This is a genomic window from Nonomuraea sp. ATR24, from assembly GCF_041950485.1.
GTDB classification, from domain to species: Bacteria; Actinomycetota; Actinomycetes; order Streptosporangiales; family Streptosporangiaceae; genus Nonomuraea; species Nonomuraea ceibae.
In genome coordinates this window covers 47563-74546 of record NZ_JBGNUU010000031.1, presented here as the reverse complement: position 1 = coordinate 74546, position 26984 = coordinate 47563, and the positions used below count along the sequence as shown (strand labels likewise).

The following is a 26984-nucleotide window of genomic DNA, read 5'->3' as shown; positions in this document are numbered from 1 at the left end:
GGCAGCGGTCGTCGGGCCGGCTCTCCGCAGCGGCTGGCGCCGCGCCACCCCGTCCAGGCGGCTGACGCCGTGCCACCCCCGTCCAAGCCGGTTGACGCCGCGCCGCCGATCCCAGGTGGCGGACGCCGCGCCGCCCATCCCCGGCGGCTGACGCCGCATGGCCCTCACGGGCGGGCGCTTCGCGCCGGGCGGTTCGGACGTTCTTCCACGGCGGCTCACGCCGCAGCGGAACGCCCCGATGCCACCGAAATGCCCACCGGCCACAGCCCACTCGCATCGTCAAGCCTTTCGGGGCGCAACGCCTCGCTGGTGAGGGCCTTGCGTTCCGGTGTGGGCCGCCAACCGTGACCGCGTGAACCGCCCGGCGCGAAGCGCCCCCATGTGAGGACGATGCCCTGCGGCGCCAGCCGCCCTGGAAGGACGTCCGAACCGCCCGGCGCGCAGCGCCCCGCCCGTGAGGGCCATGCGGTGCGGCGCTAGCCGCCCCGAAAGGACGTCCGAACCGCTCGGCGCGCAGCGCCCTCACCCGTGAGGGCCATGCGGTGCGGCGCCAGCCGCCCTGGAAGGACGCCCGAAACCGCCCGGCGCGCAGCGCCCCGCCCGTGAGGGCCTTGCCGTTTGGGAGGTCGAGACCGTAGGTGCGCGACTCCGTGACCGGTTAAAGCCCTTAGGTGGTTAGTCGGTGATCGTGGTGGGGCGTTTCAGGAGCCAGAGCGCCGCCCGTTGCAGCAGGGTCCGGTGGATCTCGTTCTCGTACGAGCGCGTGTCATGCCCGAGCGCGTCGTAGAAGACCCTCCCCCGCCGCACCGGCCGGGCCCAGATGAGCGGCTGGCCGTGGGAGGAGGCGAGGGGCCGGACGTCGGGCAGCACGTCGAGGTCGCTGTACACCTCGTCGACGACGTCGAAGTCGCGCAGCCCGTCGACGATGGGGTGGCCGCCGTGGACGCGGACGCCGGTCCAGCCGAGCGGCGGGTGGTGGGACTTGGGCCAGGTCCAGCAGCCGCCGAGGACGCGGGGCCAGCCTTGCCAGTCGTCGAAGCAGATGGACGCCGTGTGCATGCACAGCAGGGCGCCGCCGCGGTCAAGGTGGTCGAGGAGGGTGGTGCGGGCTTGGGCGGGGAGGTGGAAGCGCCATTGGTCGCGCTGGTCGGCGAAGCGTTCGTGGGTCATCTGCCAGCGGAGCGCGTTGATGGTGATGAGCTGGACTTCGGGTGGTTCGCTGAGGGCGCCGGCGATGTCTTCGGTGGTCTCGGATTCGACGCCGACCTCGGCGAGCGCGTCGGCGAGGGCGGCCGACGTGGCGTCGAAGTCGTGGTACAGGCCTCCGGAAAGGATGAGATTTCGCGCCATTTCCCAAGCTCATCATGCTCATCGCGGTATTTCTACCCATCGGCTGTCACATCCGGTGATGCGGGACCGTCCTCTCGGGAGGAGGGAAGGAGCGGGCATGCTTGATACGGGTACCCTGCCCGGCATGACGGGGACCGCTGAGTTCGAGGAACACCGTCCCGCCCTGCTCGGTCTGGCCTACCGGCTGCTGGGCAGCATGTGGGACGCCGAGGACGTGGTGCAGGAGGCGTGGCTGCGCTGGCAGGGCACGGATCGTGACGTGGTCCGGGAGCCGCGGGCGTTCCTGATCACGGTGGTGTCGCGGCTGGCGCTGGACCAGCTCCGCTCGGCCCGGGTGAAGCGGGAGGCGTATCCGGGGCCGTGGCTGCCTGAGCCGGTGGCGTCGGCTGAGGCGGGGCCGCTGGACACGGCGGAGCTGCGGGACACGGTGGCGTACGCGACGCTGCATCTGATGGAGCGCCTGTCGCCTCCGGAGCGGGCGGTGTTCGTGCTGCGGGAGGCGTTCGAGCTGCCGTACGACGAGATCGCGGAGATCGTCGGCGCGTCGGTGGCGAACGCCCGGCAGATGCACCATCGGGCGTCGGTGCGGCTGGCAGAGGGCCGGGACCGGTTCCGGCCGTCGTCGCGGGAGCACGAGGAGCTGCTGGCGCGGTTCATCGCGGCGGCCGGGGGCGGCGATCTGGGGCCGTTGACGGATCTGCTGCACGAGGACGTCGTGATGTGGAGCGACGGCGGCGGCCGGGTCCGGGCGGCGCTGCGGCCGATCGAGGGCCGCGACAAGGTGCTGCGGTTCCTGGAGGGGGTGCTGGCCCGCTACGAGTACGGCGGGCTGTCGGTCGTGGACGTGAACGGCCATCCGGGGATCTGGATGGAGATCGGCTCCGATCATCAGCTGGTCGTCCTCGACTGGCACGAGGGGCGCGTGCGGGGCATGTACGGCGTGCTGAACCCGGACAAGCTCGCCCGGGTGCGGGCGTCGTCTCTATAGTCGCCGTTATGGATCTCGGCATCGCAGGCAAGGTCGCACTCGTCACGGGTGGCAGCGCGGGCATCGGGCTGGCCGCCGCCCGGAGTCTCGCCAGGGAGGGGTGCCACGTGTGCGTGTGCGCCCGCAGTCCGGAGAAGCTGGCGGACGCGGTGGTGGAGTTGCAGGAGTTCGGCGGCGTGGTGCACGCGGTGCTCGCGGACGTGGAGGACCCGGAGGCGGCCGAGCGGGTGGTGCGCGAGACGCAGGACGTGGTGGGGCCGGTCGACATCCTGGTCGCCAACGCGGGCGGGCCGCCGCCGGGCCGGTTCGTGGACGCGAGCCTGGCCGAGTGGGACGTGGCGGTGCAGCGCAACCTGCTCGGCACCGTACGGCTGGTGCGGGCGGCGCTGCCGGGGATGCGCGAGCGCGGCTGGGGCCGCATCGTGACGGTGACGAGCCGGTCGGCGCGGGAGGCGATCGACGGGCTGGCCCTGTCCAACTCGACGAGGTCGGCCGTGGCGGGCATGGTCCGCACGCTGGCCCGTGAGGTGGGAGGCGACGGGGTGCTGGTCACGAACGTGATGCCGGGCCCGATCGACACCGACCGGCTGCGTGAGGTGGCGGGCGGCGAGGACGGGCTGGCGGAGCGGGCGGCCGTCGTGCCGCTGGGCCGGATCGGCCGGGCCGAGGAGGTGGGCGACGTGGTGGCGTTCCTGGCGAGCGAGCGGGCGTCGTTCGTGAACGGGATCTCGATCCTGGTGGACGGCGGCGAGAGCCGCGTCATCGCCTGACGAGGTCCCGGCGGCCTCGCCTGGCCGGAGTCCGTTCCCTGCCGCATGACATCCTTCTCCCAAGGACGATGTGAGAGGCAGGGGAATGGACAAGCCGGTCATCGTGACGGTCGACGACGATCCTGGTGTGTCGCGGGCGGTGGCCCGCGACCTCAGACGCCGCTACGGCCGCGACTACCGGATCGTCCGCGCGGAGGCCGCCGTGCAGGGCATCGAGGCGGTCAAGGAGATGCGGCTGCGTGGTGACGAGGTGGCCGCCATCCTGGCGGACTACCGGATGCCGCAGATGAACGGGGTCGAGTTCCTGGAGAAGGCGATGGACATGTACCCGTTCGCGCGACGGGTGCTGCTGACCGCCTATGCCGACACCGACGCGGCGATCCAGGCGATCAACGTCGTGGATCTGGACCATTATCTGCTCAAGCCGTGGGATCCGCCGGAGGAGAAGTTCTACCCGGTGATCGACGGGCAGCTCGACGCCTGGCAGCGGACGGACCGGGTGCCGGTGGCGGAGCTGCGCGTGGTGGGCGACCGCTGGTCGGCGCCGTCCTACCAGGTGCGTGACTTCCTGGCGCGCAACCACGTGCCGTACCGGTGGATGCTGGCCGAGGAGCCCGACGGGGCGCAGCTCGTGGCGGCGGCGGGGCAGGAGTGCCGGCTGCCGCTGGTGGTGACGTCCGACGGGTCGTCGCTGCAGGCGCCGGACCAGTCGACGCTGGCCTCGGCGGTGGGGCTGTCGACGACGCCGGCGACGGACTTCTACGACCTGATCGTGGTCGGCGGCGGCCCGGCGGGGCTGGGCGCGGCCGTCTACGGCGCGTCGGAGGGGCTCAACACGGTGCTGGTGGAGGCGCACGCGTCGGGCGGGCAGGCGGGGCAGAGCTCCAGGATCGAGAACTACCTGGGCTTCCCCGACGGCGTCTCGGGCCAGCAGCTCGCCGACCGGGCGCGCAGGCAGGCGCTGAAGTTCGGGGCGGAGCTGCTGACCGCGCGGAAGGTGACGCATCTGGAGCCGCGCGGCCAGGCCCGGGTGATCGGGTTCAAGGACGGCGGGGAGATCGCGGCGCACGCGGTGATCCTGGCGACCGGCGTGACCTACCGGCGGCTGGACGCGCCGGGCCTGGACGACTTCGTCGGCCGGGGCGTCTACTACGGCGCGGCCCTGACCGAGGCGCCGTCGTGCAAGGACAGCGAGGTCTACATCGTGGGCGCGGCCAACTCGGCGGGCCAGGCGGCCGTCCACCTGTCGGGGTACGCCAGCCGCGTGCACCTGCTGGTGCGCGGTGACGGCCTGGAGAAGTCCATGTCGCACTACCTCATCGAGCAGATCCAGGCGATCGGCAACATCGAGGTGCACCTGGAGAGCCAGGTGACGGGCGGTGTGGGCAACGGGCACCTGGAGAGGCTGTCGATCGCGCGCAAGGGCGAGGAGCGGACGGTCGAGGCGCAGTGGCTGTTCGTGTTCATCGGCGCGGAGCCCTACACCTCGTGGCTGGGCGAGACGGTCGAGCGGGACGCGAAGGGGTTCGTGCTGACGGGGCCCGACCTGGTGCAGGGGGGCAGGCGGCCGCGTAACTGGACGTTGCGCCGGGAGCCGTACTTCCTGGAGACGAACGTGCCGGGCGTGCTGGCGGCGGGTGACGTGCGCGCCGAGTCGATCAAGCGGGTGGCCTCGGCCGTCGGGGAGGGCGCGATGGCCGTCGCGCTCGTGCACCGGTATCTGGAGAAGCAATGAGCCCGGTATCTGGAGAAGCAATGAGCCCGGTATCTGGAGAAGCGATGAGCACTGTGGACATCGACGAGCTGCGCAAGCTCTTCCTGTTCGAGCGGCTGACCGACGAGCAGCTCGGCAAGCTGGCCGACAGCGGCAGGATGCGGGAGTTCGAGGAGGGCGCGGAGATCGTCCGCCAGGGCGAGCCGGCGGAGTGCTTCGCGGTGCTGGTGGAGGGCGAGGTGCAGATGATCTCGGAGACCGTCAGCGCCGGGACCGTCGCCATGCCGCGCACCGGGCAGCCGGGCGTCTACGGCGGCGCGACCTCCGCCTACCTGGGCGACCGGGCGCCGCAGACCTACCAGCACACGTTGCGCGCGACGGCGCCGTCGCGGGTGTTCATCCTGCCGGCGCGCAAGTTCGCCTACATCGTGGCCGAGTGGTTCCCGATGGCGATGCACCTGCTGGACGGGCTGCAGTCGGGCGGCCGGTTGCAGCGGGAGATCATCGACCGGCGTCAGCGGCTGACGGCGCTGGGCACGATCACGGCGGGGCTCACCCACGAGCTGAACAACCCGGCCGCCGCGGCGGTGCGGGCGGTGAGCGAGCTGCGCTCGCTGATCAGGTCGTCGCGGGTGGAGCTGGCCAGGCTGGCCGAGAACGGCATCCCGCCGGAGCGGCTGCGGGCGCTGGTGGAGATGCAGGAGGCGTGCATGGAGGCGGTCGGCAAGCTGCCGGCGCGCACGCCGCTGGAGATCTCCGACGCCGAGGACGAGCTCGGCGAGGCGCTGGACGAGCTGGGCGTGGAGGACGCCTGGGAGCTGGCTCCGGCGCTGGTCAACGCCGGGTTCGGCGGGGAGCACCTGGAGAAGGTGCGGCTGAAGGTCGGCGAGGAGCACGCCCCGGCCGCGCTGCGCTGGCTGGCGGAGGCGGTGGAGATCTCGCAGATGCTGGGCGAGGTGACGGAGGCGACCGAGCGGATCACCTCGCTGATCGGCTCGGCCAAGCAATACTCGCAGATGGACCGCGCCCCGTTCCAGGTGCTGGACGTGCACGAGCTGCTGGACAGCACGGTCGCGATCTTCCGCGGCAAGATCCCGCCGGGCATCACGGTGACGACCGACTACGACCGGACGCTGCCGCCGATCCCCTGCTACGGCGGCGAGCTGAACCAGGTGTGGACGAACCTGATCCACAACGCGCTCGACGCCATGGGAGAGGAGGGCACGCTGACGATCCGGACCGCGCACGACGAGGACGAGGCGATCGTGGAGATCGGCGACACCGGCCCCGGCGTGCCGGAGGCGATCCGGGACCGGATCTTCGAGCCGTTCTTCACCACGAAGTCGGTCGGCCAGGGCACCGGGCTGGGGCTGGACATCTCCTACCGGATCGTGGCGGGCCGGCACGGCGGCGACCTGAAGGTCCGGTCGGAGCCGGGCGCGACCTGGTTCGAGGTGCGGCTGCCGCTGCGCGAGCCTACAGGGGGTCCGTCACCATCCGCATGAGCCGGGGCACCACCTGGTCGGCGGCGACGCGGAAGCCGTCGTGCTCGAACTCGTTGGTGACCCAGGCGCGCACGTTGCCGACCCGGGCGGCGGTCTCCAGCGAGAGGCCGGCGTCGACGTACATGTCGTCGTGGTAGACCACGGCGGCGACGGGCACCTCGTTGGCGGACAGCGCGGCCGGGTCGTAGAGCGGCGGCCAGTCGTCGACGGCGGCGAGGATCTCGGCGGCGCCCTTGAAGGGCCGCAGCGCGCGGATGTCGTCGAACATCCACGGGTAGATCATCTCGCCGGTGAACATCTCGAACGTGTCGAAGTCGGCGGGGCGCAGCCGCTCCGCCGACCAGCGGGTGGCGGCGCCCTGGGCGTAGATGGACTCGTGCAGGACGGCGTAGAGGGGGCTGCCGACGAAGCCGGTCTCCATCATGACCGCGTAGAGGAACTCGTCGGACAGGCGGTCGCCGTGCCACGCCTCGGCGAGCTGCCAGTGCAGGCGTTCGGAGCCGTCGCCCATGCCGAGCTTCTTGCCGAGGGTGCGGAAGCGCTCGACGGTGAGCCGGTCGCCGTCGGGGAGCAGGACCTCGTTGCCGGCCAGGTGCTCGGCGATGCGCCTGGCGCGCTCGTCGTCGCCGGGGTAGCGGCGGTGGTGGCGGGCGACCTTGGCGCGGACGCGCTCGTACGTGCGCGTGTAGACGTCGTCGGCGGTGGCGTCGAGGCCGGGCAGGCCGCCGGTGATGTGGCAGGCGCGCAGCGCCTCGGGGGCCTGCGACAGGTAGGTGAGGGTGACGAAGCCGCCGTAGCTCTGCCCCCAGGTCTCCCACTGCTCGATGCCGAGGGCCTTCCTGATGTGCTCGCAGTCGGCCACGATGGCGTCGGCGCGGTAGTGGCGCAGCCGGGCGGCCAGCTCCTCGTCGGTGCCGGTGGCGGCGGCGGGGCTGCTCAGGCCGGTGCCGCGCTGGTCGAGCAGGAGCACCCGGTGCGTCTTGAGCACGTGCCGCCAGTGCGCCTGGCCGGTCAGCCGGGGGGACTTGCCGCCGGGGCCGCCCTGGAGGAACAGCGCCCACGGCAGGTCGCCGGTGTGGGCGGGGTCGCGGATCTCGCGGGCGAACACCTGGATCGTGGCGCCGCCGGGGTCGGCGTGGTCGAGCGGCACGGTGAACACATGGTCGGCGGCCGTCAGGCCGGGCATCGTGACTTTCACGCCCAGCACCTTACGGGCTGACCAACCGGCCGTCCTCCCGGTAGATCCAGTAGCGGCGCAGCATCTTGAGCACTACGGAGACCTGGAGCGCGGTGATGCCGGGCAGGTGGGCGAGGTCGCGGGTGAGGAAGTCGCCGAGGTCGTCCTCGTGGCGGAAGACGCCCTGGTGGATGACGGAGGTGGTGCCGGCGACGATGGAGACGTAGCGGGCGGAGGGGTGGCGGGCGAGCTCGTCGGCGACCGGCTGGATGGCGCCGGGCGAGACGGTCAGCGCGATGACGACCTCCAGCGAGTAGCCGAGGAGCGCGGGCTCGATCTCGACGCGGGGGCGGACGACGCCGCGCCGCAGCAGTGACTGGATCATGCGGTAGGCGGTGGACTGGCTGAGGCCGAGGGCGCGGGCGGCCTGCGCGGCGGTGATGCGGCCGTCGTTGCGCAGCAGGCGCAGCACGCCGGGCTCGTCGGCGCCGCGGGCGGGCTCCTCGGCCTGTTCGGCGGGCTCCGACAGGGCGCGGACCTGGGCGTCGTCGAGGCGGTGCAGCCGCCAGGAGTCGGCCTTGGTGAGCGCGCGCAGCACCAGCTCGGAGTGGGTGGCGACGATGCCGGGGACCGAGGGGATGCGGGCGGTGAGCAGTTCGCGGGCCTGCGCCCGGTCGACGGGGTGGACGGCGCAGTAGACGTCGGACTTGCCGGACGTCTCGGCGACGAGCTGGGCCTCGGGCAGGTCGGCCAGGGCGCGCGCGACGCGGCTGGAGGCGCCGGGCTCGGTGGTGACCCAGACGTGGCGCGGGTTGCCCTCGGCGCGGGCGGCCCAGTCGACCTGGCCGATCACCCGCAGGATGCGCTGCTCCTCCATCCGGGCGAGCCGCCGCCCGGCGGTGCTGGCGGACATGCCGAGCACGTCGGCGAGGGCGGCGGCCGAGGCGCGGGGGGCGATCTGCAGCGCCGCGACCAGGTCGAGGTCGGCGTCGTCGAGCATGTCAAGACTGTATCTTCCAGTCAGGCATGTTTGGACGACTGATTCAGCCAGCCAGAACATTTTACTTGCCAAAATCGGTCATCGCCCCTGTAATGGGTGACCATTAACGGGAAAGGAGCCTGACCGATGAACGGCCTGCTGCGCGTCCTGGGAGGGATCGAGCGCCTCGGCAACAAACTGCCGCACCCGTTCTGGCTGTTCGTCATCCTGGCGGGAGTCCTGGCACTGGTGAGCTGGGGCCTGGCCGCGGCCGGCGTGTCCGCGGTGAACCCGGCCAGCGGCAAGCAGGTGGTGGCCAAGAACCTGCTGTCCGCCGACGGTGTCACGACGATGATCGACGGGGCCATCGACAACTACACGTCGTTCGCGCCGCTCGGCACGATCCTCGTGGTGATGCTCGGCGTGGCCGTCGCGGAGCGGTCCGGGCTGCTGGCCGCGGTGCTGCGCTCGGGCGTGGCCAAGGTGTCGCCCCGGTGGGTGACGTTCGCGCTGGCCTTCACCGGCATGGTGTCGCACGTCGCCTCCGACGCCGCCTACGTGGTGCTGATCCCGCTCGGCGCGCTCGCCTTCCGCGCGGTCGGCCGCAGCCCGATCCTCGGCATCGTGGTGGCGTTCGTGTCCATCTCCGCCGGTTACGACGCCAGTCCCCTGGTGACGCCGGTCGACGCCATCCTGTCCGGGCTGACCACCGCCGCCGCGCAGACGATCGACCCGGCCTACGTGGTCACGCCGCTGGCCAACTACTACTTCTCGATCGCCTCCTCCGTGGTGCTCGCCGCCGTGATCACCGTGGTGACCGAGCGGGTGCTGGCCCGCCGGGTCGAGTCGCTGCCCGTGGACGAGGACGCCGAGGAGGACGACCTCGGCTCGCTGACCCTGCGCCCCGAGGAGCGCCGCGGCCTGCGGGCCGCGCTGATCGCGCTGGTCGTGTTCGTCGTCGCGCTGGTGCTGGCCGTGCTGCCCGCCGGATCGCCGCTGCGCGGCGAGGGCGGCAGCCTCGTCCAGTCGCCGCTGCTCGGCTCCATCGCGATCTTCCTCGCGCTGGCGTTCCTGGCCGTCGGCTGGGCGTACGGCAAGGCCGCCGGAAGCATCACCAGCAGCCGCGACATCCCCGACTTCATGGCGCACGGGCTGCGCGAGATGGCGCCGATCCTGGTGCTGTTCTTCGCGATCTCGCAGTTCCTGGCCTTCTTCAAGTGGACCGGCATCGGCGAGATCATCGCGATCAACGGCGCCGACCTGCTGAAGTCGGCCGGGGTGTCGGGGCCGGTGGTGTTCCTGGGCATCCTGATCGTGGTGACCGTGATCAACCTGGTGGTGACGAGCGGGTCGGCGCAGTGGGCGCTGGTCGGGCCGGTGTTCGTGCCGATGCTGATGCTGCTCGACATCCCGCCGGAGTACACCCAGGCGCTCTACCGCATCGCCGACTCGTGCACGAACGCCATCACCCCGATGAGCCCGTACTTCGTGATGGCGCTCGGCTTCCTGCAGCGCTACCGCCGCTCGGCCGGGATCGGCACACTGGCTTCGATGACCATCCCGCTCGCGTTCACCCTGCTCGTCGTCTGGACGCTGCTGTTCCTGGTGTTCTGGTGGCTCGGCATCCCGCTCGGCCCCGGCGCGCCCGTCGCCTAGGAAGGATCTCCCTTGTCCATCACCGACTGGAGCCGGCAGGCCCTGCCGGCCATGCTCGACGACATCAAGAACCTGGTCGAGCTGGAGACGCCCAGCTACGACAAGGCGGCGCTGGCCGCCGGGCTGCGGGCGGTGCGCGCGCTGGCCGTCGAGCGGCTGGGCACGCCGGACGACGAGGTCGTGCACGACGGCGGCGCGCACGGCGACGTGCTGGAGCTGACCTACCGGGGCACCGCGCCCGGTGAGGTGCTGATGATGAGCCACTACGACACGGTGTGGCCTGCCGGGACCCTGGCCGGGTGGCCGTTCGGCGTGGTCGACGGCAAGGCGACCGGGCCCGGCGTGTTCGACATGAAGACCGGGCTGGTGCAGTCGATCTGGGCGCTGCGCGGGCTGCGCGAGCTCGGGCTGCCGCATCCGGGCGTCAGGTTCCTGTTCAACGGTGACGAGGAGATCGGCAGCCCGGCCTCGCGGCAGCACATCGAGGCCGCCAGCGCCGACGTGCTGGCCAGCCTGGTGTTCGAGGCGTCGCTGCGCGGGGCGGTGAAGACGGCGCGCAAGGGCGTGGGCCTGTTCGACGTGACGGTGACGGGCGTCGAGGCGCACGCCGGGCTCGACCCGACGGCGGGCGCGAGCGCCGTGCACGCGCTCGCCGAGCTGGTCACGGTCATCGCGGCCGGGGGCAGGCCGGAGCTGGGCACCACCGTGAACGTCGGCCTGATCAGCGGCGGCACCGGCCGCAACGTGGCCGCCGGGCTCGCCACCTGCGGCGTCGACGTGCGGGTCAGCGACTTCGCCGAGATGGAGCGGATCGACGCACTGTTCGCGGGCCTGCGGCCGAGCGACCCTCGGGTGAGCGTGTCCGTGGCCGGCTCCTGGAACCGGCCGCCGATGACGCCGAACCCGCCCTCGCGGCGGCTGTTCAAGGAGGCACAGGCCACGGCCGCCGCCCAGGGCTGGACCCTGGAGGAGGCGTCGGTCGGCGGGGCCAGCGACGGCAACTTCGTCTCCGGGCTGGGCCGGCCGGTGCTCGACGGCATGGGCGCGGTCGGCGACGGCGCGCACGCCCGGCACGAGTACGTGCTGGTCGAGCACATCCCGGAGCGCACCGCCCTGACGATCGGGCTGATCTCCGCGCTCGCCTAGCGCGGAACCCGCCGGGTCAGCCGGGCCGGCCGCCGTACCGGGCACGGAGGGCGGATTTGTCGGGCTTGCCGGAGCCGGTGCGGGGCAGGTCGTCCATCAGCCACAGCCGCCGGGGCTCACAGGCCGGACCGAGCGCCCCGCGCACCAGCTCGCGCAGCTCCGGCTCATCGGCCCGCCCGGCGACGGCCGCCCCCACGCCCCCGTCCGGCAGCGCGAACACGGCGGCGTCGGACACCCCGGGGTGCCCGGTGAGCACCTGTTCGACCGGATAGGCGTACACGCCGGGCGGCAGCCCGCTCCCGGCCCGGTCCACCAGGAACAGGTGGCGGCCTTCGGCCGGCGGGGTGAGGCGGCCGAGGTCGCCGGTGCGGACCCAGCCGTCGCGCAGCGTGGCCGCGGTGAGCCCGGGATCGTCCAGGTAGCCGGTCATGACCTGCGGCGAGCGCGTCCACACCTCGCCCACCTCGCCGTCCGGCACGCGGGCGCCGTGCTCGTCGCGGATCTCCAGCTCCACCCCCGCCACGGCCCGGCCCACCGACGCGAGCAGCCCCGGCCGCGCGTGGTCGGCGGGCGACAGGGTGGTGACGAACCCGCCCTCGGTCAGCCCGTACGACTGCCGCACCACGCGGCCCAGCGCCTCGACGGCCTCCCGGCTGCGGGCCGGCACCGCCGGGGCTCCCCCGTACAGGATCTGGCGCACGCCGGGCACGTGGCCGAGCCGCCGGGCCAGGCCGTAGAAGCCGAACGGCGGCCCGGCCAGCACGTGGGTGACGCCCTCGCGGGCGATCAGCTCGCGTTCGCGCCCGGTGTCCTCGCCGGTCGCCAGGACCGCCGTGCCGCCGGTCGCCAGCGTCCACAGCGCGGTCAGCGTAGGCAGGTGGAAGCCCGGCCACACCAGGAAGCGCCACGCTCCGGGCCCTATCAGCGCCCTGGCCGCGCCGAGCTGCGCGGCCTCGACGGCGTGGCTGTAGGCGACGGCCTTGCGCTCCCCCGTCGTGCCGTTGGTGAACGTCACCGACGCCAGGCCCCGGCCGGCCGGGATCGTCGCCGTCCCGGCGCCCGCGGTGGCGAGCAGCCGGTCGAGCGGGCCGTGGACGGGCACCGGGCAGATCCGCAGCAGCGCCTCGGCGTCCTCCTGCCGCCCGGCCTCGTACAGCAGGGTCGTGGCGCCCGTCGCGCGCATCGCGCGGGCGGCGGTCTCCGGCGGCAGCCCGGCGGGCACCAGAATGGCCGGGCAGCCGAGCGCCAGCGTCACGAGCCGGGCGGCAAGCGACTCCGGCCGGCCGCCGTACAGCAGGGCGATCGCCTGCCCGGCGCGCACGCCGCGTGCCTCCAGGGCGGCAGCGGCCGAGGCCGTCATGGCCAGCACCTGGTCCCCGCTCAGCCGCTCCTGCCCGCACACCAGCGCGTCCCGGGGCCCGGCCGCGGTCAGCCCGCGCACCAGCGCCTCCCCGAACCCGGGCGTCCGGGCGGGCCTGGACCGCCCGGAGGCCCGGCGGCCGGCCCGCAACGGGTCCGGCCCGCCGGGCGGAACCCGGCGGGCCGTCGTGCCGCTCATCCCGCCCGCCTGCCCAGCAGCACCGGCAGCGACCGGGTGCTGTTGCCCAGCACCGTGCCCAGCGGCCGGGTGCCGCTGGCGGGCCCGGCGAGCTTCATCTCCGGAAAGGCCGAGAACAGCGCGGCCAGCGCCACCTCGCCCTCCATCCGGGCCAGCGGCGCCCCCAGGCAGAAGTGCGGCCCGTGCCCGAACGACAGGTGCCCCGGCTGCGGCGCCGCCGCGTCGAACCGGCAGGCCCGCTCGCCGTACTGGTCGGGGTCGCGCCCGGCGGAGGCGAAGCAGGCCAGCACCGCCTCCCCCTTCCGCACCGTGACCCCGTCGATCTCCAGGTCCCGTACGGCGTAGCGCATCGGGAAGTGGGCGACCGGCGAGTCCCAGCGCAGCGTCTCCTCCACGACCGCGCTCCACGGCAGCGAGCCGCCGAGCACGAGGTCGAGCTGGCCAGGCTGGGTGAGCATGGCCCGGATGGCGTTGGTGATGAGGTTGACGGTCGTCACGTGCCCGGCGATGAACAGCAGCTCGATCGTGTCGAGCAGCTCCGAGCGCGTCAGCCGCTCCCCGTCCTGCTCGCGCACGCTGATCAGGTCGGTGATCACGTCCTCGCCCGGCGTGCCGCGCCGCACCTCGATGACCTTGTCGAGCAGCACGTACAGGGCGTCGCGGGAGCCGCTGACGTCGTCCGGGCCGTCGCCGACGCGGGCGGCCACGTCGGTGAGCTCGTGCAGTTCGTCGCGCATGCCGGGCGGGATGCCCATCAGCTCGGAGATGACGTCGCGCGGCAGCGGGTAGGCGTAGTGCAGCCGCAGGTCGACGGGTTCGGGCGGCAGTGCGGCCAGCTCGTCGACGAGCGCGGCGGCCATCCGCTCGATTTTGGGCCGCAGCCCCTGCACCCGGCGGGCGGTGAACGCCTTGATCAGCGGCCCGCGCAGGCGCTTGTGGGTCTCGCCCTCGGAGTTCAGCATGGACGTGTCCGAGGTGATCTTCTCCACGGCCGTGGCCTTGCGGACTTCGGCCCGGCCCTCCGGAGCCCAGTGGCTGACGTCCCTGGACAGGTCGGGGTGAGCCAGCACGGCCGCCAGCGTCGCGTAGCGGGTGGCCGCCCACGCGCGCACCCCCTCGACCTCGACCGGGACCAGCGGCCCCGCCTCCCGCAGCCGCTCGTTGTCGGCGTGCACGTCCGGGGTGGCCGGGTCGAGCACGAAGGCCCGCCCGGTCTCCCGGCTCTCCTGTTCGGTCGTCATGGTCATCCGGCCCTTTCCACGGCCAGGTCCGCGACGTCGAGCCACGGGTCCTTGCCCAGGTAGAGATCGCGGACGAGCTCCCCGGCGGCGGGCGCGTTGCACAGCCCGTGCCCGGAGAACCCGGCCGCGTACAGGAACGCGGGCGGCCCCGGCCGGTGCCCGATGAACGCCGTCTTGTCCGGGCTGGCGTCCCGCACGCCGCTGATCGCCGGGTGCAGCGCCACCCCGGCCAGGCGCGGGTACGTGCCGGCCAGCCGCTCCGCGACGCGGGCGCGCCAGGCCTCCCTGTCCCGGTCCGGGTAGCCCATGCCGATCAGGATCCGGTCCCCGCGCAGCCGCATGAGCAGGCCGCTCGCGGCGTGCAGGGTGACCGGGACGGACGGGATGGGCGACAGCTCGGTCAGCGGGTCGGTCAGCAGCAGCTCCTGGGTGACCGGCTCGGTGAGCGGCAGGTCGACGCCCGCCGAGCGGGCGAGCGGCGCGGACCAGGCGCCGGCGGCGCACACCACGGCCTCGGCCGTGATCGTGCCGTCGGTGGTCTCGACCCGGCCCCGGTCGGGGTCGACGGAGAGCACCGGGCAGCCGGTGCGCAGCTTCGCCCCGGCCCGCCTGGCGCCCTCGGCGTATCCGGCCACGATCGCCGCCGTGTCCGACACGTACGCCTGGGGCGACCAGGCGGCGGCCAGCAGCGGCAGGTCGGGGCCGACGAGCGGGTTGAGCCGGCGGGCCTCTCCCGCGTCGACGAGCTCGACCCGCACCCCGGCCGCCCGCTGCGCGGGCAGCTCGGCCTCGATCGCCGCCACCTGTTCCGGCTCGGTGAGCAGCACCAGGTAGCCGACCTGCCGCAGCGGCACCTGGGCGGCCGGCCGCGACCCGAAGGCCTGGTAGGCCTCCAGGCTGCGGACGGCCATCGCCGAGCTGACCGGGTTGCCCGCGAAGTACGACCTGACGACGTCGGCCGTGGCCCTCGACGCGCCGGACCCGAGCTCGCCGCGCTCCAGCAGCACGGTGCGCACCCCGGCCTCGGCCAGGTGGTAGGCGATCGACAGGCCGATGACCCCGCCGCCGATGACGACGACCTGCGCCTGCGCGTTCACCCGAGCGCTCGCACGCGCCGCAGGTGGTCGCCCACCTGCCAGGGGAACAGGTGCAGGTTCCAGCCGCCGAGGCAGTTGACGTACAGGGCCATGTGCGACATGACCGCGATGAAGTCCTCGCGGTCGTCGAGCCGGTCCAGGACGTCGAACAGCCTCTCGGTGAACCTCCACAGCGTCTGCAGGCCGCAGTAGCCGAGGAACTCGGCCGGGGTCTTGGCCAGGACCCTGGCCATCTGGTGCAGCGACTCCATCGGCATCTGCTCGTGGGCGGCCCGCACCAGTCCGCCGTAGCAGGCGTAGCCGAGCGGCCGGGTCTCGCCGTTGACGAACAGCAGGGTCGTGAGGACGGTCTCGAAGCTGCCCGCGTTCGAGGTGATGCGGCCTTCGTGCAGGTCGACCAGTTCCTGCGGCGGGACCAGCCAGATCCGCTCGGTCTCGGCGTGCAGGTCGGCGATCAGGGCGTCGACCTCCGGGTCGGAGACGGTCAGGCGGGGCAGGCTGTGCCCGAAGCTCTCACCGGCCCTTCTGACCTCGGCGATGACGGGTTTCTTGGTGCGGTAGACCGCCTCCCAGACGGCCTGGCCGGCTTCGACGAGCGTGTCGAGGTCGCCTTCGGTGATGCGGCCGATGGGCGTGGCCGGCATCGGCTCGGTGAGTTCGCCGTACTTGATCCCGAGGTGTTGCAGCCGGGATGAGAAGATCGTGCCGTCGGGCACGGTCCGCCGGTCCACCGAGTGCGTGGCTGCTTGGTGCAGCATCTGGTGGACCGGAGCTACGTGATAGAGGTGATGGCCCGCCACCAGGGCATGGCCCTGCAGGCTGCGGTACGGCAGCGCGTCCCACAGGCTCTGTGCCAGAGCGGCGTTGCGCTCGTCCAGTTCTGCCGTGACGGCCATGCCCAAGCTGGGCCAGCCGATTTCTACGCGTCTCACAGTAGTCACAGTGTGTATTTGTACCCATGCATATCGTGACATATCAGGAGGGGTGCCTGGTTGTCCTTTGCGTTGTTACGCTCGGCTGGCCAAGTAAGCGCTTCCTTGCCCCCGGAGGGACGATGCACTGCGATCCCCGGTTCGCCCGCGTGCGCGAAGTGTTCGAGCGGCAGTTCACCGACGGACAGGAGCTCGGCGCCGCCTTCGCCGTCTACCATCGCGGCGAGCTGGTCGTCGACCTGTGGGACGGGATCGCCGACCGGCACACCGGACGGCCGTGGCTGCGCGACACCCCCGCGTTCGCGTACTCCTGCACCAAGGCGCTCACCGCGACCGTCCTGCTCCAGCTCGCCGAGCGCGGGCTGGTGGACCTGGCCGCGCCGGTGGCCGACGTGTGGCCCGAGTTCGCCGCCCGTGCGGTCACCGTCGAGCACCTGCTCACCCACCAGGCCGGGCTGCCGGTGATCGAGACGCCGGTGCCCGTGGCGGAGTTCGGCGACCAGCCGGCGATGGCCGCCCGGCTGGCGGGCCAGGAGCCCCTGTGGGAGCCCGGGTCGGCGCACGGCTATCACGCGCTCACGTACGGGTTCCTCGTCGGCGAGGTCGTGCGGCGGGTGACGGGCAAGTCCGTCGGCGAGCTGGTGGCGGCGGAGATCGCCGGGCCGCTCGGGCTGGACCTGTGGATGGGCGCGCCGGACGACGTCATCGCCCGCGCCGCCCGGATCACGGGCCCCGCCCGCCGCCCCGCGACGCCCGCCCCGGAGCCCGCCTCGGAGCCCGCCGCGCCCCGTGAGGCCCCTGGTGGGGGTGACGTGGTCGACCGGATGGCCGCGGCGGCGCGGGACCCGGAGAGCCTGATGAACCGGGCGCTCGGCAACCCGGCGATGCGGCTCCTCGACGGCGGCGCGAACCACCCCGTCATCCTGCGCGCGGGCTGGCCGGCGGCGGGCGTCGTCACCACGGCCGCCGGGCTGGCCGGCTTCTACCGGGCGCTGGTGGCGGGCGAGCTGCTGCGGCCCGCGACGCTGGCCGACGCGATCCGGCCCCGGGTCGCGGGGCCCGACCGGGTGCTGGTGGTCGACAGCTCGTTCGGGCTCGGGTTCATGCGGCCGTCGATGACGTTCCTGATGCCGTCGCGCACGGCGTTCGGGCACAGCGGGATGGGCGGGTTCCTCGGGCTGGGCGATCCGGAGCACGAGCTGGCCGTGGGCTACGTGATGAACCGGATGGCCGACATGGTGTCGGGCAGCATGCGGGCCTACCGCCTGACGGAGGCGGTGTACGCGTCGCTGCCGTATATTTCGTGACAACCGGAACCTCGGGTGAGAACGTCGAATCCTGGACGGGCTGCCTTGGGGGTTCGACTTGGTCCCTGGTTATCGCGACGTACGCCAGCTGGGCGAGGGCCGGACCGGCCGCGTCTTCCTCTCCACGTACCAGGCCACCGGGGCGCACGTGGCCATCAAGTACCTGAACGCCACCCTGCGCCGCGACGACGCCTTCATGGCCCGCTTCGCCGAGGACGCCGCGATCCTGGTGGAGCTCGACGACCCCGGCGTGGCCAGGACGTACGAGTACGTGCGGACGGGCGGCCGGGCGGCGGTCGTGACCGAGCTGGTCGACGGGGTGTCGCTGCGCGCGATCCTGGCCGAGCACGGCCGGGTGCGCCCCGAGGCCGCGCTCGCCCTGGTCAAGGCCGTGCTGGGCGGTCTGGCCGCCGCCCACGAGCGGGGGCTGGCGCACCGCGACGTCCAGCCGGGCAACGTGCTCGTCCAGGCCGACGGGGCCGTCAAGCTGACCGACTTCGGCGTCGTGGCGCACGCCGAGGAGCCCGGCGTCCCGCCCGGCAGCCCGCCGTACATGTCGCCCGAGCTGTGGACGCGCGGCGAGGCCGGGCCGCCCGCCGACCTGTACGCGACGGCGTGCGTGCTCTTCGAGGCCGTACGGGGCCGCGTGCCCTACCGGGGTGACGGCGTCCCGGCGCTGCGCGACAGGCACCTGGTGGAGCCGGTGCCGCTGGAGGTCGCCCCGGACTCCCTGCGCAACCTGCTCCGCCTCGGCCTCGCCAAGGACCCCGCCGCCCGGTTCGCCTCGGCCCGCCGGTTCGCCGCCGAGCTGGAACGTGACGCCCTCACCGCGTACGGGCCCGAATGGGAGAAACGCGGACGCCGCCACCTGGGCGAGCTGGCCACCCTGCTGGCCCTCCGGTTCCCGCTGGCCGACGCGGCCCCGGCCGCACGGCCCCGCGCGGAGGCCACGGCTCGCAGCTCGCCCGCCGCCTCCCCGACCGGGGGCGCGCCCCGGTCCTCCCGTGCGGCGCGGAGGGGGCGCGGGACGGCGTGGGCGGCCGGGGTGCCGACGCATCTGTGGCTGGCGGGCGCGACGGTGGTGGCGGTGGCGGTCACGCTGCTGATGACCGAGGGCCGGGTCCCGCCGGGCGCGGTGCTGCTCCCCCCGGACGACACCCCGAGCGCGCTGGACCCGGTCACCACCCCCGACAGGCGCGACCCACCGGGCACCCCGCCGCCCGGCACCGCGCCCCCCGCCGACCGCCGCGCCACGCGCACGCCGACGCCCGAGCGCACGCCGCCGCCAACTCCGACGCCCCGGGCCCCTACGGCGACGGCGTCGACGGTGCGGCCGTCAGCCGAGCCCACCCCGCCCCCGACCCGGCCGCCGGCGCCCCCGTCGGTGCGGGAGGCGGGCGTCCTGGCCTGGGACGGCTCGGCGGGCTCGGTGCGCGTCCTGGCCGACGGCCCGGGCCCCGTACGCCTGCGGATCGCGTACCTGCGACGGGAGAACGGCGGCGAGGCCCGCGAGGTGGGCCAGGAGACGCGCACCCTCACGGGCCGCACCGCGTACACGGCCCAGGTGGGCCGCACCCCGGCGGCGGTGCCCTGCGGCGACCGGGCGTACCTGGCGATCCTCGCCATGACGGAGCCGGCCGCCGCCAACGGCCCCCAGATCCGCGAGGTGCCCGTGGACGGCCCGCCGTGCCCGACCCGCACCCCCGCCACGCCGTCCCCGTCGCCCGCCACCACCCACCCGACGCCGGAGGCTGCCCCGGCCACCGGCTGAGGCCGGGCACACAGCAGGATGCGGCGGCGCGCCCGGACGCCGGATGCTGGGAGCACGACCAGCTCAGGGGAGGCCAGTGTGAGGCTCGGCAACGTGCTGATTCCCGTCACCGATCTGGACCAGGCGATCGCGTTCTACGGGCTGCCGGTGCGGTTCCGGGACGGCGACAGGTTCGCGGCGCTGGACGCGGGCGGGGTGACGATCGCGCTGGCCGGTCCGGCCGAGCACGTCACCGCGTCGGCCGCGCCCTCGTACCGGGTGGACGACACGGCGGCGGCGGTGGCGGAACTGGCGGCGCGCGGCGCCGAGGTGGTGCGGGAGCCGGAGGCGGGGCCGCACGAGACCCGGGCGGTGCTGCGCGACCCGTCGGGCAACGTCTTCGTGCTCTATTCGCCGCTCTGAGCGGCGCCCCGGACCGGCAGCCCGTCGCGCACCCAGGCGGCGGGGGTGACGAACAGCCCGGCCGCCTCCACGAGCACCGTGCCGTCGGGCGCGCTGATGCGGCCGCCGGCCCAGTTCTTGCGGCCCTCCGACCGCGTGTGCTCGGCCGTGGCGACGACGGGGGCGCCGTACGGGACCATCGCCCGGTAGGTCATGGTGAGCGAGACGGTCACGCCCGCGAACCCGGCGGCGGCGTTGGCCTGGCCGAGCAGGTGGTCGAGCACCATCGCGCTGATGCCGCCGTGGACTCCGCCGGGCGGCCCCTCGTGCAGCGGCCGGAACGTCACCTCGGCCCGCACCCCGGCCGCTGTCCGCTCGACGACGAGCGGGAGGGCGAACGGGTTCGCCGCGCCCACGACGGCGTTGCCGAGGGCGCGCAGGCTGCCGTCGGGGGCGATCTCGTACGGGTGCGGGGCCTGGCCGCCGGATCCGCCGAGCCGCCCGGTCAGGGCCTCCAGCTCGGCGGCGACGGCGGCCAGCTCGTCCGGGGGCGCGCCGGTGGTGGCCACGGCGTCCATGAGGCGTCTGGTCCGCTCGGCCAGCTCGGTCAGCGCCTCAGCTCTGGCTCCGTCGGTGGCGGCCTCGATCGTCATGATGGTCCACGCTACCGAATTCCGTTCTAAACGGGAACGACACGCCCGGTTCGGTAGATCTTTTGAGGTTTTATCACCTTTGTCGTGACACTTCCGTAACATAGCTGACCTGCGGTATCGGCCATGGGCAACGGATGGCAGTGTCTTTGCGCGTGCTTGACCTGCCGTTACGTGCCGGTAGCCTCCTGCATCACGGACGAACACAGGTCTCCGGTTCGTCACGACCGTCCCAGGACTACCCCTGGTACCCCGGGACGCTCGTGCCGAAACCGGCCCGGCTCGGAAGGGTTCCCCCGCACTTCCATGACGACCCCAGAGATGAAGAAGTTCATCGATCTTCTCGAGAGCCAGCTCGGCTACTCGGAGAAGGCCGGCGCGTACACCAAGTTCGGCGACTGGTACGGCTCCAACGTCGAGTTCGACGCCGACTACACCGGCGCGCCCTGGTGCGACATGTTCCTCTCCTGGGCGGCCACCAAGCTCGGGTACGAGGAGTGGATGGGGCAGTTCGCCTGGACCGTGGCGCACGCCAAGTGGTTCAAGCGGCAGGACGCCTGGGGCACCAAGCCGCAGCCCGGCGCGTTCGTCTTCTACGACTGGAGCGGCACCAACGACATCGACCGCATCGACCACGTCGGGGTCGTCACGCGCGTCGAGGGCGGCCGGATCTTCACCATCGAGGGCAACATCGACGGCGGCGTCGCCAAACGCAAGGAACGCGACACCAGCAAGGTCGTCGGCTACGGCTACCCGTGGAAGATCAAGGAACGGCTGGACGAGAAGGAGGCCCAGCGCGTCCTCAAGGAGGCCGGCACCCGATCCGCCGAGGCCGGCACCTACCAGCCGTCCGAGCAGCTCACGACGCTGATCCCGCGCGCCGAGAGCGACCTGCGCATCCCCCTCGCCGCCCCCACGCCCGGCGCCCGCACCGGCTCGCTGCAGAACCTGGAGATCGCCTCGCCCGACTCCGGGCGGACCGAGTCAGGGCGGGCCCAGCCCAAGACCGAGTCCCGCACGCGGCCCGACGCCCCCGCCACGGCCGCCAAGCCGGCCAAGGACGCCAAGGCCGCCACCGCGCCGCAGTCCCAGGTGGGAGCGCCGTCCACCGACGGCAAGGCCGCCTCCGCCGCGCCCAAGCCCGGCAAGCACGCCAAGCACTCGACCGCCGACACCAGCGCGGCCACCACCGGGCCGATGCCCGCCATCGTGGACGCCTCCATCGCCACCCCGGCCGCGCCCGCCGACTCCACCACGCTGGTCACCTCCGCCCTCGTCGCGGCGCTCGCGGTGCTGGCCATCGCCAAGACCAGGAGCCTGCGCCTGCGCCCGGCCGGCCGTGCCATCGCCGCTGTCGCCGCGCCTCCCGCCGCTCCGGCCCACCGCCGCCGCAAGCCGCGCAAGCGCGTCTCCCTGTCCGCCAGGCGCGACGCCGTCGAGCTGGCCGCGCCGCCCAAGCTCCTGGACGCCGCCGAGCCCGTCAGCGCGCTCCGCTCCCTCCAGGACACCGCCACGCCGGTCACCACCCCGCGTGAGCCCCTCGTCGTCGCCACCGCCGCACCGGCGACCACAGGGCCGTTCGAGCCCATCGTCATCCCGGTCACCGCCTCGGTCGCCCCCATCGTCATCCCCCCGGCGACGACCCCCTTCAACGCCTTCACCCGCCTCCCGGAAACCACCGGCGAGTTCGCCCCCATCCCGGCGACGACCGGGGAGTTCGGCCGCGTGCCGGCGACGACCGGGGAGTTCGCGCGGCCGGTGTTCTCGGACGGGGCCGCGCTCGTGCCGGGGGGCAGCGCCGATACGTTCGACGCGTTCGACGCGTTCGCCCGGCCGCCTGTCCGCCAGCACGGTTACGCCGGGCGGCGGCGGCGCTACGAGCACCCGATCGAGGAGCCGGGGTTCGCCGCCGACGCTCCCCCGCGCGGGCGCCGGCACCGCAACGGGGGCGTGTCGCCGCAGTACCTGGAGCCGTTCGCGCAGGACGCGCCGCTGCGTGGCCGTCGCCACCGTACGGCCGCCCAGCAGGCGCGTACGGCGGCGCACCAGCAGATGGCGCTGACGGGCCCGCCGCAGCGGCAGTCGTCGGAGGACACCGCCCCCTCCCGGGGCGGCGGCGCCCGCCGCACGGCCCACCAGCGCCGGGGCCGTCACCGCGCCTGACCGGACCCCCGGGCCGGAGGGCGGGCGACGGGCCCGCCCTATGCTCGGGAGGACCACGAGCCGCGAAGGAGTCTCATGTCCTACCCCGAACCCCGCTATTTCGGCGAGAGCGGCGAGCGGAACGCCGTGCTGCGCCCCGCCGACGCGCCGCCCGACCTGCAGATGGGCGGCGGAGGCGCCGCCCACTACCTGGGCACGGGCGCGAGCACGAACGGCGCGTTCGGGCTCTACCGGTGGGAGATGGGGCCCCGGCCGTCAGGCCCCGCGCCGCACTTCCACCGGACCATCACCGAGTCCTTCTACGTGCTGTCCGGCACGATCCGGCTCTACGACGGCACGACCTGGATCGACGGGAAGCCGGGCGACTTCCTGTTCGTGCCCGAGGGCGGCGTCCACGCCTTCCGCAACGAGTCCGGCGAGCCGGCGTCGATGCTGATCCTGTTCACGCCGGGCGCGCCGCGGGAGGCGTACTTCGAGGAGAGCGTGGCGCTGATGGCGAGCGGCCGGCAGCCCAGCGCCGAGGAGCTGGCCGACCTCTACCTGCGCCACGACCAGTACATGGTCTAGATGAGACCCAGGGCGAGCATCGCGTCCGCCACGCGGCGGAAGCCGTCGATGTTGGAGCCGGCGACGTAGTTGCCGGGCATGCCGTACTCGTCGGCGGTCTGCAGGCAGCGGCCGTGGATGTCGCGCATGATCTCCTGGAGCCGGTGCTCGGAGAACTCGAACGTCCAGGAGTCGCGGCTGGCGTTCTGCTGCATCTCCAGGGCGCTGGTGGCGACGCCGCCGGCGTTGGCGGCCTTGCCGGGGCCGAAGGCCACGCCCGCGTCAAGGAAGATCTTGATGCCTTCTGGCGTGGTGGGCATGTTGGCGCCCTCGCCGACGGCCAGCAGGCCGCCTTCGACGAGGTGGGCGGCGTCGCGGCCGGTGATCTCGTTCTGCGTGGCCGACGGCATGGCGACCTGGCAGGGCACCTCCCACACGCTGCGGCCGGGCACGAACGAGACGTGCTCGCCGCGGCGCTCGGCGTAGACGTCGAGCCGGGCCCGCTCGACCTGCTTGATCTGCTTGAGCAGCTCCAGGTCGATGCCCTTGTCGTCGAGGACGTAGCCGGAGGAGTCGGAGCAGGCCACGACCGTGCCGCCGAGCTGCTGGACCTTCTCGATGGTGTAGACGGCGACGTTGCCGGAGCCGGAGACGACGACCCGCTTGCCGTCGAACGACGTGCCGCGCGCCTTGAGCATCTCGTCGACGAAGAAGGCGCACCCGTAGCCGGTGGCCTCGGTGCGTACCTGGGCGCCGCCGTAGGCGAGGCCCTTGCCGGTGATGACGCCGGACTCGTACCGGTTGGTGATGCGCTTGTACTGGCCGAACAGGAAGCCGACCTCGCGCCCGCCGACGCCGATGTCACCGGCGGGGACGTCGGTGTACTCGCCGATGTGGCGGTAGAGCTCGGTCATGAAGCTCTGGCAGAAGCGCATGATCTCGCGCTCCGAGCGGCCCTTGGGGTCGAAGTCGGAGCCGCCCTTGCCGCCGCCGATGGGCAGCCCGGTGAGGCTGTTCTTGAAGATCTGCTCGAAGCCGAGGAACTTCACGATTCCCAGGTAGACGGACGGGTGAAAGCGCAGGCCGCCTTTGTACGGGCCGAGGGCGCTGTTGAACTCGACCCGGAAGCCGCGGTTGATGTGCACCTCGCCGCGGTCGTCCTCCCACGGCACGCGGAAGATGATCTGCCGCTCGGGCTCGCAAATACGCTCTATGATCTTCGATTCGGCGTATTCAGGGTGCTTGCCGAGCACTGGGCCGATGCTTTCCAGCACCTCGCGCACCGCCTGGTGGAACTCGATCTCCCCAGGATTGCGGCGCAGGACGTTGTCATAGATCGACGACAGTTTCTCGTGCAACACGGATTCTCCCCACTCATTTGCATTCGCCCCTCACCTTAAGAGGTGCGCATTTGTGAGAAGTCGCCGGGACCCCGAAACAGGTCGCACGCTGCGTGACGGACTCTTACTCTGTGTGGCGAACGCGAACCCCCACGAGGAGACACGATGATCCGCGACTTCGCCCTGGCCGCCCTCGCGGGCGCGGCGCTCGGCACCGCCTCCCCCGCGCAGGCGACCGACGTGCCCGCCTACACCTGCGACAACCTGCGCGGCGACCCGGCGACGACCGTGCTGTACGGCTCCTGCGAGGCCACTCCTGGGGCGGTCACCTCGGGTGAGTTCGCCGGCGAGGTGACCGGCCAGACCCGGCAGTACGCGATCCGCATCCGGTGCACCGGCGGCGGCCGGGCGGCGCTGCCGGGCGAGGTCCTGATGCAGGACTGCACCCGCGTCAGTTAGCCCCCGGCGTGGGCGCCCTCGACGGGCCGGCGGCCTGGCAGCAGCCGGACGAGCCCGCAGCAGGCCACGAGGGCCGCGGCGACCACCGTCAGCCCGGCGGTGACGCCGCCGGCGGTGTGGAGGTAGACGGTGGTGACGGCGGCGGCGCCGACGCTGTTGGCCAGTTGCTGGCTGGCCGACAGGGCGCCGCTGGCGCTGCCCGACTCCCTGGCGTCGACGCCGCCGAGCGTGACCTGGTAGACGCTGCCGAAGCAGGAGCCCAGGCCGAGCCCGATGACGAGGACGGGCGGGACGAGCGCCCAGACGGCCGGTCTGGTGCCCAGCGCGAGCAGCCAGAGCGCGCCGGTGAGCGTGATGAGCAGCCCGGTCAGGATGAGCCGGCGGCCGAGGCGGTCCAGCAGCCGGTGCGAGGCGACGGAGGCGACGACGATGCCGGCGGCGAGCGGCGCCAGGCTGGCGGACGCCTGGGTGGGCGTGCGGTGCAGCGCGTCCTGGAGGAAGAGCGCGAGCAGGAACAGCAGGCCGGAGACCGCGGCGTTGAACACCAGGCCGAGGGTCAGCCCGGAGACGAAGCCGCGGTTGCGCAGCAGTGAGGGTTCGATGAGCGGGCTCGGCGCGGTGCGCTGACGCCGTGCGAACAGGACGAAGAACACCGCTCCCGCCGCCAGGCAGGCGGCGGCCCGGGGCGTCCAGCCGTGGCCCGCGCCGTCGATGAGCCCGTACAGCAGGCCGAGCATGGCGGCGGCGAGCAGGCCGGAGCCGGGGCCGTCGACCTTGACGGCGCGCTCGCCCTCGTCGCGGGGCAGCAGCCGGACGGCGAGGACGACCGCCAGGCCGCCCAGCACGATGTTGATCAGGAACATGGCGCGCCAGCCGAGGCCGAGCAGGTCGGCGTCGATGAGGACGCCGGCCAGGATCGGCCCGCCGATGGACGCCAGGCCGAGGGCGGGGGCGAAGACGCCGAACGCCTTGCCGAGTTCCTCGCGGGGGAACACGGCGCCGAGGATGCCGAACCCCTGCGGGATCAGCAGCGCCCCGAGCGCCCCCTGGAGCAGCCGGAAGACGACGATCGAGACCGGGTCCCAGGCCAGGCCGCAGGCGACGGAGGCGAGGGTGAAGCCGGTGACGCCGACGAGGAACAGGCGGCGGCGGCCGTACTTGTCGCCCAGGCGGCCGCCGACCACGAGCAGGACTCCCATGGACAGCGCGTAGGCGCTGCCGAGCCATTGGATGAGGGGCTCGCCGCCGGACAGGTCGGCGGCGATGGTGGGCGCGGCGAGGTTGGTGATCGTCGCGTCGAGGAGGTCGAGGATGGCGGCGAACAGGACGACGGCCAGGACGGCCCAGCGTCTCCGGCCGGTGGTCACGGCTGTGGACAAGGGGGTTCTCTCGTTCAGCGCCGGGTGAAGGCCGCGGCGTTCTCGGCGGCCCACTGGCGGAAGGTGCGGGCGGGGGTGCCGAGGAGGGTCTGGGTGGTGTCGGCGATGGCGGCGGGCTGCCGGGAGGCGGTGGCCCACCAGGCGAGGAGCGATCCGGCGGACGCCGCCGGCATGTAGCGGACGAGCTGGCGCTCGGCCTCCTCGTGGGTGATCCGGACGACGGGGATCTCGTGCCCGGCGACCTCGGACAGGATGGCGAGCTGCTGCCTGAAGGTGAGCCCTTCGGGGCCGGTGAGCGTGATCGCGCGGCCCCGGAGCCGGGTGCCGGTCAGCGCCTCGCAGGCGACGTCGGCGATGTCGGCGGAGTGGATGGGCGCGAGTTCGGCGTCGGGGTAGGCGAGCTGGACCGGCCGGCCCTGGCTGATGTCGTACGCCCAGCCGAGGGCGTTGCCGGCGAAGGCGTCCGGCCGCAGGAACGTGCTCGGCAGGCCGGAGGCGGTCAGGGCCCGCTCGACCAGGAGGCTGTGGCTCGCCATGGGGTCGGTCTCGGCGTCGGGGCCCAGCACCGACGAGGACGACAGCAGGACGACGTGGCCGACGCCGGCGGACTGGGCGGCCTTGGTGAAGGCGTCGATGCCGTCGGGGTCGGGATAGAGGAAGACCTGCTCGACGCCGTGCAGGGCCGGGCCGAACGTCTCCGGCCGGTCGAGGACGACCTCGGCGGTCTCGATCCCGGCGGGGACGGTGAGCTCGGCGGGGCGGGCGCTGGCGGCGCGGACGGGCAGCCCGGCGGCGTGGAGGCGGGCGACGAGCGCCTGGGCGACCTGGCCGCGGGCGCCGGTGACGAGGATGGTCATGGCCACTCCATTCGTTGA

23 protein-coding genes are annotated in these 26984 nt (G+C 73.3%); 12 read left to right on the top strand and 11 right to left on the bottom strand.

What is annotated here, in order from left to right; all coding sequences use genetic code 11:
• Positions 1-675: 675 nt before the first annotated feature.
• Entirely contained in the window at positions 676-1350 is a 675-nt protein-coding gene (locus ACBI99_RS42530) for a ThuA domain-containing protein (RefSeq protein WP_219510154.1), read from the bottom strand.
• Between the two features lie 124 nt (positions 1351-1474).
• On the opposite strand from ACBI99_RS42530, the gene ACBI99_RS42525 reads away from it, so the two are divergent.
• The 4 genes from ACBI99_RS42525 to ACBI99_RS42510 all read left to right on the top strand — a co-directional run bounded on the left by ACBI99_RS42525 (position 1475) and on the right by ACBI99_RS42510 (position 6327).
• Entirely contained in the window at positions 1475-2338 is an 864-nt protein-coding gene (locus ACBI99_RS42525) for an RNA polymerase sigma-70 factor (RefSeq protein WP_219510153.1), read from the top strand.
• 8 nt (positions 2339-2346) lie between these two features.
• Positions 2347-3108, top strand: coding sequence for an SDR family oxidoreductase (locus ACBI99_RS42520; protein WP_219510152.1), 762 nt, complete (start codon positions 2347-2349; stop codon positions 3106-3108).
• 85 nt (positions 3109-3193) lie between these two features.
• Complete coding sequence (locus ACBI99_RS42515) at positions 3194-4843, top strand: FAD-dependent oxidoreductase (protein WP_375075046.1); 1650 nt, start codon at positions 3194-3196, stop codon at positions 4841-4843.
• 44 nt (positions 4844-4887) lie between these two features.
• A complete protein-coding gene (locus ACBI99_RS42510) occupies positions 4888-6327 on the top strand; it encodes an ATP-binding protein (protein WP_375075045.1) in 1440 nt (479 codons plus the stop codon).
• On the opposite strand, the gene ACBI99_RS42505 is transcribed toward ACBI99_RS42510, so the two are convergent.
• Both ACBI99_RS42505 and ACBI99_RS42500 read right to left on the bottom strand, forming a co-directional pair.
• On the bottom strand, positions 6299-7525 hold the full coding sequence (locus ACBI99_RS42505; protein WP_375075044.1) for an alpha/beta fold hydrolase: 1227 nt from the start codon (positions 7523-7525) through the stop codon (positions 6299-6301). The two genes, ACBI99_RS42510 and ACBI99_RS42505, sit on opposite strands and share 29 nt — an antisense overlap.
• A 10-nt stretch (positions 7526-7535) precedes the next feature.
• Positions 7536-8504, bottom strand: a complete 969-nt coding sequence (locus ACBI99_RS42500; RefSeq protein ID WP_219510149.1) for an Lrp/AsnC family transcriptional regulator — start codon at positions 8502-8504, stop codon at positions 7536-7538.
• 126 nt (positions 8505-8630) lie between these two features.
• Here ACBI99_RS42500 and ACBI99_RS42495 point away from each other — a divergent pair, with 126 nt between their 5' ends.
• Both ACBI99_RS42495 and ACBI99_RS42490 read left to right on the top strand, forming a co-directional pair.
• A complete protein-coding gene (locus tag ACBI99_RS42495; RefSeq protein WP_219510147.1) occupies positions 8631-10139 on the top strand; it encodes an AbgT family transporter in 1509 nt (502 codons plus the stop codon).
• 51 nt (positions 10140-10190) lie between these two features.
• Positions 10191-11285, top strand: coding sequence for a M20 family metallopeptidase (locus ACBI99_RS42490; protein WP_219510195.1), 1095 nt, complete (start codon positions 10191-10193; stop codon positions 11283-11285).
• A gap of 16 nt (positions 11286-11301) precedes the next feature.
• Here ACBI99_RS42490 and ACBI99_RS42485 read toward each other — a convergent pair whose 3' ends face one another.
• Genes ACBI99_RS42485 through ACBI99_RS42470 form a run of 4 tightly spaced genes read right to left on the bottom strand, consistent with a single transcriptional unit; the run spans position 11302 to position 16113 of the window.
• Entirely contained in the window at positions 11302-12843 is a 1542-nt protein-coding gene (locus ACBI99_RS42485; RefSeq protein ID WP_375075043.1) for a class I adenylate-forming enzyme family protein, read from the bottom strand.
• Positions 12840-14084 carry a cytochrome P450 gene (locus ACBI99_RS42480; RefSeq protein ID WP_219510145.1) on the bottom strand — a complete coding sequence of 415 codons (1245 nt, stop codon included), beginning with the start codon at positions 14082-14084 and terminating at the stop codon, positions 12840-12842. The genes ACBI99_RS42485 and ACBI99_RS42480 overlap by 4 nt, the downstream gene beginning before the upstream one ends.
• A 2-nt stretch (positions 14085-14086) precedes the next feature.
• Entirely contained in the window at positions 14087-15181 is a 1095-nt protein-coding gene (locus ACBI99_RS42475) for an FAD-binding oxidoreductase (protein WP_219510144.1), read from the bottom strand.
• Positions 15178-16113: a hypothetical protein gene (locus tag ACBI99_RS42470; protein WP_375075042.1), complete on the bottom strand. Its 936-nt coding sequence runs from the start codon at positions 16111-16113 to the stop codon at positions 15178-15180. The genes ACBI99_RS42475 and ACBI99_RS42470 overlap by 4 nt, the downstream gene beginning before the upstream one ends.
• A 122-nt stretch (positions 16114-16235) precedes the next feature.
• Between ACBI99_RS42470 and ACBI99_RS42465 the strand changes: the two genes are divergently transcribed.
• The 3 genes from ACBI99_RS42465 to ACBI99_RS42455 all read left to right on the top strand — a co-directional run bounded on the left by ACBI99_RS42465 (position 16236) and on the right by ACBI99_RS42455 (position 19593).
• Entirely contained in the window at positions 16236-17420 is a 1185-nt protein-coding gene (locus ACBI99_RS42465; RefSeq protein WP_375075041.1) for a serine hydrolase domain-containing protein, read from the top strand.
• Positions 17421-17478: 58 nt separating this feature from the next.
• A complete protein-coding gene (locus ACBI99_RS42460; RefSeq protein ID WP_375075040.1) occupies positions 17479-19191 on the top strand; it encodes a protein kinase in 1713 nt (570 codons plus the stop codon).
• A 78-nt stretch (positions 19192-19269) separates the two neighbouring features.
• Positions 19270-19593, top strand: a complete 324-nt coding sequence (locus ACBI99_RS42455) for a VOC family protein (protein WP_357585405.1) — start codon at positions 19270-19272, stop codon at positions 19591-19593.
• Here ACBI99_RS42455 and ACBI99_RS42450 read toward each other — a convergent pair.
• Positions 19578-20225: a PaaI family thioesterase gene (locus ACBI99_RS42450; protein WP_357585407.1), complete on the bottom strand. Its 648-nt coding sequence runs from the start codon at positions 20223-20225 to the stop codon at positions 19578-19580. The two genes, ACBI99_RS42455 and ACBI99_RS42450, sit on opposite strands and share 16 nt — an antisense overlap.
• A 303-nt stretch (positions 20226-20528) precedes the next feature.
• Here ACBI99_RS42450 and ACBI99_RS42445 point away from each other — a divergent pair, with 303 nt between their 5' ends.
• Complete coding sequence (locus tag ACBI99_RS42445) at positions 20529-22385, top strand: CHAP domain-containing protein (protein ID WP_375075039.1); 1857 nt, start codon at positions 20529-20531, stop codon at positions 22383-22385.
• Between the two features lie 75 nt (positions 22386-22460).
• Positions 22461-22952: a cupin domain-containing protein gene (locus tag ACBI99_RS42440; protein WP_219509836.1), complete on the top strand. Its 492-nt coding sequence runs from the start codon at positions 22461-22463 to the stop codon at positions 22950-22952.
• Here the strand turns inward: ACBI99_RS42440 and gdhA are convergent.
• A complete protein-coding gene (gene gdhA, locus ACBI99_RS42435; RefSeq protein WP_219509837.1) occupies positions 22949-24292 on the bottom strand; it encodes an NADP-specific glutamate dehydrogenase in 1344 nt (447 codons plus the stop codon). The two genes, ACBI99_RS42440 and gdhA, sit on opposite strands and share 4 nt — an antisense overlap.
• Positions 24293-24436: 144 nt before the next feature.
• Here gdhA and ACBI99_RS42430 point away from each other — a divergent pair, with 144 nt between their 5' ends.
• A complete protein-coding gene (locus tag ACBI99_RS42430; protein WP_375075038.1) occupies positions 24437-24730 on the top strand; it encodes a hypothetical protein in 294 nt (97 codons plus the stop codon).
• Here the strand turns inward: ACBI99_RS42430 and ACBI99_RS42425 are convergent.
• On the bottom strand, positions 24727-26109 hold the full coding sequence (locus ACBI99_RS42425) for an MFS transporter (RefSeq protein ID WP_375075037.1): 1383 nt from the start codon (positions 26107-26109) through the stop codon (positions 24727-24729). The two genes, ACBI99_RS42430 and ACBI99_RS42425, sit on opposite strands and share 4 nt — an antisense overlap.
• Positions 26110-26123: 14 nt before the next feature.
• Positions 26124-26966 carry an NAD(P)H-binding protein gene (locus ACBI99_RS42420; protein ID WP_375075036.1) on the bottom strand — a complete coding sequence of 281 codons (843 nt, stop codon included), beginning with the start codon at positions 26964-26966 and terminating at the stop codon, positions 26124-26126.
• Between the last annotated feature and the right edge of the window lie 18 nt (positions 26967-26984).

Bases quoted from the DNA above. Each gene is read 5' to 3' on its own strand.
- ACBI99_RS42530 (WP_219510154.1), bottom strand. From the start codon at position 1,350: ATGGCGCGAAATCTCATCCTTTCCGGAGGCCTGTACCACGACTTCGAC.
- ACBI99_RS42525 (WP_219510153.1), top strand. From the start codon at position 1,475: ATGACGGGGACCGCTGAGTTCGAGGAACACCGTCCCGCCCTGCTCGGT.
- ACBI99_RS42520 (WP_219510152.1), top strand. From the start codon at position 2,347: ATGGATCTCGGCATCGCAGGCAAGGTCGCACTCGTCACGGGTGGCAGC.
- ACBI99_RS42515 (WP_375075046.1), top strand. From the start codon at position 3,194: ATGGACAAGCCGGTCATCGTGACGGTCGACGACGATCCTGGTGTGTCG.
- ACBI99_RS42510 (WP_375075045.1), top strand. From the start codon at position 4,888: ATGAGCACTGTGGACATCGACGAGCTGCGCAAGCTCTTCCTGTTCGAG.
- ACBI99_RS42500 (WP_219510149.1), bottom strand. From the start codon at position 8,504: ATGCTCGACGACGCCGACCTCGACCTGGTCGCGGCGCTGCAGATCGCC.
- ACBI99_RS42495 (WP_219510147.1), top strand. From the start codon at position 8,631: ATGAACGGCCTGCTGCGCGTCCTGGGAGGGATCGAGCGCCTCGGCAAC.
- ACBI99_RS42490 (WP_219510195.1), top strand. From the start codon at position 10,191: ATGCTCGACGACATCAAGAACCTGGTCGAGCTGGAGACGCCCAGCTAC.
- ACBI99_RS42485 (WP_375075043.1), bottom strand. From the start codon at position 12,843: ATGAGCGGCACGACGGCCCGCCGGGTTCCGCCCGGCGGGCCGGACCCG.
- ACBI99_RS42480 (WP_219510145.1), bottom strand. From the start codon at position 14,084: ATGACGACCGAACAGGAGAGCCGGGAGACCGGGCGGGCCTTCGTGCTC.
- ACBI99_RS42465 (WP_375075041.1), top strand. From the start codon at position 16,236: ATGCACTGCGATCCCCGGTTCGCCCGCGTGCGCGAAGTGTTCGAGCGG.
- ACBI99_RS42450 (WP_357585407.1), bottom strand. From the start codon at position 20,225: ATGACGATCGAGGCCGCCACCGACGGAGCCAGAGCTGAGGCGCTGACC.
- ACBI99_RS42445 (WP_375075039.1), top strand. From the start codon at position 20,529: ATGACGACCCCAGAGATGAAGAAGTTCATCGATCTTCTCGAGAGCCAG.
- ACBI99_RS42440 (WP_219509836.1), top strand. From the start codon at position 22,461: ATGTCCTACCCCGAACCCCGCTATTTCGGCGAGAGCGGCGAGCGGAAC.
- ACBI99_RS42430 (WP_375075038.1), top strand. From the start codon at position 24,437: ATGATCCGCGACTTCGCCCTGGCCGCCCTCGCGGGCGCGGCGCTCGGC.
- ACBI99_RS42420 (WP_375075036.1), bottom strand. From the start codon at position 26,966: ATGACCATCCTCGTCACCGGCGCCCGCGGCCAGGTCGCCCAGGCGCTC.